The organism is Pseudoalteromonas sp. TB25 (assembly GCF_000497995.1).
Classification (GTDB): Bacteria; Pseudomonadota; Gammaproteobacteria; order Enterobacterales; family Alteromonadaceae; genus Pseudoalteromonas; species Pseudoalteromonas distincta.
The window spans coordinates 1-4,973 of sequence record NZ_AUTI01000452.1; the positions used below are offsets into that span (position 1 = coordinate 1).

The window sequence follows — 4,973 nt, forward strand, 5'->3', positions numbered from 1 at the left end:
GGCAGGCGGTAGCCCTTCAATAGAATCAACATCGGGCTCATCAACTTGATCTATCAACCTTCGGGCGTACGGCGATACTGAATCAAGGTAACGGTGCTGCGACTCAGCAAACAGCGTTCCAAACGCAAGCGACGACTTTCCAGAGCCCGATATTCCTGTAAAAACAACCAATGCGTTACGAGGTAAATCAACGTCTACATTTTTTAAGTTGTGAACGCGCGCCCCTCTTACTTGAATGCTGTTACTGGGATCAGATAAATCCGTTGTTGAGTTTTTATGTGTGCTTGCCATACGTTTATACTCCTGTTTAATCGCGCTTTTTACTTTAAGTTAGCTTTGAATTATTTACTCTTATCACTCGTTATTACCTCAAAGTAGCGCAAGCACACTGAATGAGCGCTTAGTCTGTAGTGGCGAAGCCAAAGCGCTGGATAAAATTGTGATGATTGTTTGTTTACATAATAGGTATGGAATGCGAATATAATTTAAACAGTTATTGTTATGTAATTTATTAGGTAATTTACTAGGTATTTTACTAGGTAATAAAAAGGAACTCACAGTGAAGAAAGCCTTAGTGATCATTTTATTGGTGCTTTCGTGGGCAAGCCAAGCCGACTCTATCAAAGCGCTAAATGTTGACCGTGCAGTACCAAATAGCATGCACTTATCGTTTGCAAACGATAGCAACATAACCCCTAAAAAAGGGGATTTTAAAATCGTTAATTATGTATTAATGAGCAATGAAGAGGGCGAACGCTGGGCTGTTATAACGCTAACTAACTTATCGTCGGGCAATCGAGAATTAGGCGAGGAGCACTTACTTGCACTTTTTGCTGACGGCAGCCGATTTATGCCAATGGAATTTAAACTCGGTTTTAAAGGCAACGAAACACAATCGGTAACTGTATCGTTTGCCGATTATAAATTCCCTATTTTAAGTGTGTATTCGAGTAACGACCAGTAGCATATTGGATAAGTTAAATATGCAGCAATTGCTTTAACTTATCTGCGCCGGCTCTGCTGGTGCTTAGTTCAGATTTAATATCGTCATTTACAATCACCATAAGTTTGCCATTAAACCAGCGCTGTATTTCTTTAATGTGGTCAATATTAACCAAATAACTGCGGTGGATTCGTACAAAGTTATGTGCTGCTAAAGCATGCTCAAGCTGATCAAGTGTATCGCTTAAATGATGAAATGTATCGCCATTCCACGCCAAACTATTGCCCTGCTCCGATTTAATAAATTTAATATTACTAGGGGAGAGTAAAAATATCCGCTCACCGTTTTTACTAATGAGCTTATTTATAGTGTTTTTGGTTAATGTAAACGTTTGCTCGTTGGGTTCGTGATTGACTAGGGTATGTGCACGTTGTTGCTCTAGTTGCTGCTGCGCTTTGGCGAGAGCTTTTTTTAGCCTAGCAATAGGAAAAGGTTTGAGTAAGTAGTCAGTTGAGGCGTGCTCAAAAGCTTCAATAGCAAATTGGTCATACGCGGTTGTGTAAATAATAATGGGCTGGTAGTTAAGTAAATCAATAAGCTCAAGGCCGTTAATTTCAGGCATTTGAATATCAAGTAATACCACATCAGGGGTCAACTCATTGATTAATGTAATAGCCTCTTTGCCATTTGTAGCCATAGCCACCAATTCAACATGCTCCATTAAACTTAATTGATGGCTTAATTTTTCGCGAGCGGGAAGCTCGTCATCGGCAAATAATACGCGCATTTTAGTAATAGTATGTTGCTGGTTTTTGCTGTTCATAGTGCTAGCTCCAACGTAACCACTGCACCATTATTATTGCTCAGTAGTACCTTACTTTTACCAAGTTGTTTGACGCGCTTGAGTATGTTTTTCATCCCTACACCATTGCCATGCCCGTGCTTTATTACATCGCTCGAAAAACCCTTACCATTATCGCTAATTTGTATTTTAACGCCGTTTGGAAGCTCACTCAGGGTTATATTAAGTATTAGAGAAGTTTGGTTGGCGTTGTGTTTAATGGCGTTTTCAATAATTGGCTGAATCAGTAGCGGTGGTAGCGATATGTCTTTAAGCCTATTGGGAATATGGTAATTAACCTGAAGTTTATCGCCAAAGCGTGCTTTTTCAATATTTAAGTATTTTTCTATTATTGTAAGCTCTTGCTGTAAAGGTATTTGCTGTTGCTCGGCGGTATCAAGGGAGTACCTTAAAATATCAGCAAGTTCATGCAGTACTTCATCGGCTAAATCAGGGTTTGTATGAATATAGGCCGAAATTGTATTTAAGCTATTAAACATAAAGTGAGGGTTTAGTTGATATCGTAATGTAGCAAGTTGAGCTTGTTTAAGTGCGTGTTTTTCGGCTGTTGCGCGTTTTTTATTTTCAATAAAAATACTGGTAAAGTAAATACACGATCCCCAAAGTAAGCCGTTAAATACAACAAATACTCCCATCGATTTATGCCCATCAAAAAGCTGTGTGAGTAATATATCGGTAAGCACATTACCAAGTGCCATAAATACAACTGCAATTAACCATTCAAATGCTATTTTGTTAATGTGTTTATTGCGAAGGTAAAAAATAACCGCTGCCGCACTCCAAACAGGAAGCCAGTAAAAAGTAACGAACCACACAGTTGCAGCGAGTGCACTACCAGTAGTAAAGGATGCGGAGTTCGCGATTATTAGCCCAAGGGCATAAGCAATATCTACAATAAGTAGAGTAAAAAAGCTGTATTTATAAAATGGATGTTTGAGCATAGTATGTGCTTCTTTTTGTAAGTGATTAAACCATAACAAAAAACAGTCAAAACCCAAATGATTTTGTGTTTTGACTGCTACTCATTTAAAAGTAAGTTAGCTCTTTGATTTGTAGTGTGTTTTTTAATGACTCATTGCTTGCGCCTGGCATTTTACGCCACATTAAGTTAACCCCAGTTAATTCTGTTGCCGACCACGTAACTGGGCTACCAAAACCAAATTGTTTAAGTGTAGTGAAGGGAATATCAAGCGTGGTCCATTCATCGCGCGGCTTTAAAAGTACACTAAAGTGATCCCAATCCTTTACATCACTATGATAAACAGACAAAGCAAAAGGCGTGGTAGACCCTTTATACGTTAAGCGCACACCTTTAAATGCTGAAGCATCAGCCGGTGATGTAAATTTTATATCAGCGCCTGCCCACGCGCCAAAGCTTGTTGGCTTTGTAATGGTTGTATCTATAGTTAAGCTATTTTTATGCGTGGTAAGCGTTGCCACAGACTGACCACCCATTACCGAGTCGCTTAAGGCTTGCCATGGTGTATCACCGGTAAAATCATCAATAACATGCTGCGCTTGGCTGCTTTTAATTACTTCATTACAAGTGGGGCCTTGTGGCTTTATGGCTTTGTTTTGAGCAATAAGCGCTGGGCGGTCTACTTGTATACCTGCTTTATAAACCTCTGAGATTGTGTGAATATGGTTTATATCATCAAGTGGGTTTTGCTTAAGCAGTATAAAGCTTGCCTCAAAGCCTTTAGCAAGCTTACCAATACTATCTGCTTTATTGATCGCTTGTGCGCCGTTAACCGTTGCCGCATTAATTATTTCACCATTAGTTAGGCCCGCTTTTTTAAGTGCATCTAACTCGTTATGTAACCCTGTTCCATGGATTGTGTATGGGTTTCCGGCATCAGAGCCGGTGCCTATAGTGATATTAGCTTTATGTAACTTTTGAATATTTGCATAAGCGGTTTTACGTTCACTCCATGCGTGTTCTTTCCATTTTGAAGGCGCAGGCACATTTTCAAACAAGCACTCTTGAAGCTTTTCGGGAATGGTTTTTAGTAACTCGTTTTGTGAGCTAATAGTATGGTTATGCTTTTCATCGCTATGGTTGTGGTACACCGCAAGGGTAGGAATGTAGGTTACATTATGCTGTTTCATTAGCGTAATAAACTCATCATCTATCGCTTCGCTATTAATACCGTGGGCTAAAGCCGTTGCACCGGCCTTAATAGCGCGTTTGCCATCATCTAGTGTAGAAACATGCACAAAATACGGTAAATTAGCCGCTTTAGAGCGCTTACCAAGATCGCTTAATTGGCTATCAGTCAACGATTTACCCATACCGCCAAAGGTTTCAATAACCGCTTTAGTTACATGGGGTTGGGTGCTTATATGTTTTTTCCATAGCGCTGCTATGTCTTCATTTTTGGCAATTTCGTAAGCGTTGCCACCAAACTGCGTGCCATGCCCGCCAGGGTTGGTAAACAATGTACCTGCATAAAAAAGGTTAGGGGTTAGTTGGGCTTCTTCTAATTGAGCGGCTTCGTTTAGGGTTTGCTCAAACGAAAACAAATCAACAATGTTAGTTACGCCTAAATACAAATTAGAATTAAAGTGCGATTTAACCGGCAAATACTGAAACTCAGTAAAGTTACTGCCTGATGAACCCAAATGTACATGTAAATCAATTAAACCTGGTATTGCATATTGGTTGTTGGCATCAATAGTTTTATCGGCGTTTTGTAGTGGGTCGGTCGCTTTAGCAACGTTTACAATTTTACCATCGTCAATATAAAGCGAACTCGGCGCAGAAAAGCTTTGCGAATTACTTTGGTATACACGAATGTTGTCGACTCGCAGGTCAATGGCATGCGCACTAAAGTGGCTTGTTAAACTCAGTGCTATAACTGTTTTTGTAATAATGTTCATGACTATATTCCTTATCAAAATAGGTATTTGGCGTTTTGTTGATAAGGAATTTAGCGAGTTTTTTAACTTGCTTCATTAATGTTTATCTGAATTGACATTTTTTGCCGTTGAACCGACACTAAAGTAAATAAACGTAGTGGTGCGCTCAGATTAACTGAACTAAATATTATGAATTAGCGATAGATCCCTTCGGCGGGTATGCCTATTTTAAGACAGGGTTTTAAAATTTAATCTTGTTTGAATGACTTTTAAAGGCGGCTAGGAGCGATTAACAGCCGCTCAAGCATC

At 39.5% G+C, this 4,973-nt stretch carries 4 protein-coding genes and 1 pseudogene; 1 reads left to right on the forward strand and 4 read right to left on the reverse strand.

Going from position 1 to position 4,973, the window contains the following annotated elements:
* A pseudogene (locus tag L652_RS01000000124300) lies at nucleotides 1-291 on the reverse strand (excinuclease ABC subunit A); the annotation flags it as partial.
* A gap of 268 nt (nucleotides 292-559) precedes the next feature.
* Here L652_RS01000000124300 and L652_RS0122255 point away from each other — a divergent pair.
* Nucleotides 560-964 carry a hypothetical protein gene (locus tag L652_RS0122255; protein WP_024597346.1) on the forward strand — a complete coding sequence of 135 codons (405 nt, stop codon included), beginning with the start codon at nucleotides 560-562 and terminating at the stop codon, nucleotides 962-964.
* A 13-nt stretch (nucleotides 965-977) separates the two neighbouring features.
* Here the strand turns inward: L652_RS0122255 and L652_RS0122260 are convergent, their stop codons facing one another.
* Genes L652_RS0122260 through L652_RS0122270 form a run of 3 tightly spaced genes read right to left on the reverse strand, consistent with a single transcriptional unit; the run spans nucleotide 978 to nucleotide 4,685 of the window.
* Nucleotides 978-1,766 carry a LytTR family DNA-binding domain-containing protein gene (locus L652_RS0122260; protein WP_024597345.1) on the reverse strand — a complete coding sequence of 263 codons (789 nt, stop codon included), beginning with the start codon at nucleotides 1,764-1,766 and terminating at the stop codon, nucleotides 978-980.
* Nucleotides 1,763-2,803 (reverse strand): histidine kinase, encoded by a 1,041-nt coding sequence (locus tag L652_RS0122265; protein ID WP_024597344.1) that lies wholly within the window; start codon nucleotides 2,801-2,803, stop codon nucleotides 1,763-1,765. Before L652_RS0122265 ends, L652_RS0122260 begins: the two co-directional genes overlap by 4 nt.
* 28 nt (nucleotides 2,804-2,831) lie before the next feature.
* Nucleotides 2,832-4,685, reverse strand: a complete 1,854-nt coding sequence (locus L652_RS0122270; RefSeq protein ID WP_024597343.1) for a CIA30 family protein — start codon at nucleotides 4,683-4,685, stop codon at nucleotides 2,832-2,834.
* Nucleotides 4,686-4,973: the final 288 nt, after the last annotated feature.

Excerpts from the sequence above, each read along its gene's own strand:
- L652_RS0122260 (WP_024597345.1), bottom strand. The coding sequence starts at position 1,766 with ATGAACAGCAAAAACCAGCAACATACTATTACTAAAATGCGCGTATTA.
- L652_RS0122270 (WP_024597343.1), bottom strand. The coding sequence starts at position 4,685 with ATGAACATTATTACAAAAACAGTTATAGCACTGAGTTTAACAAGCCAC.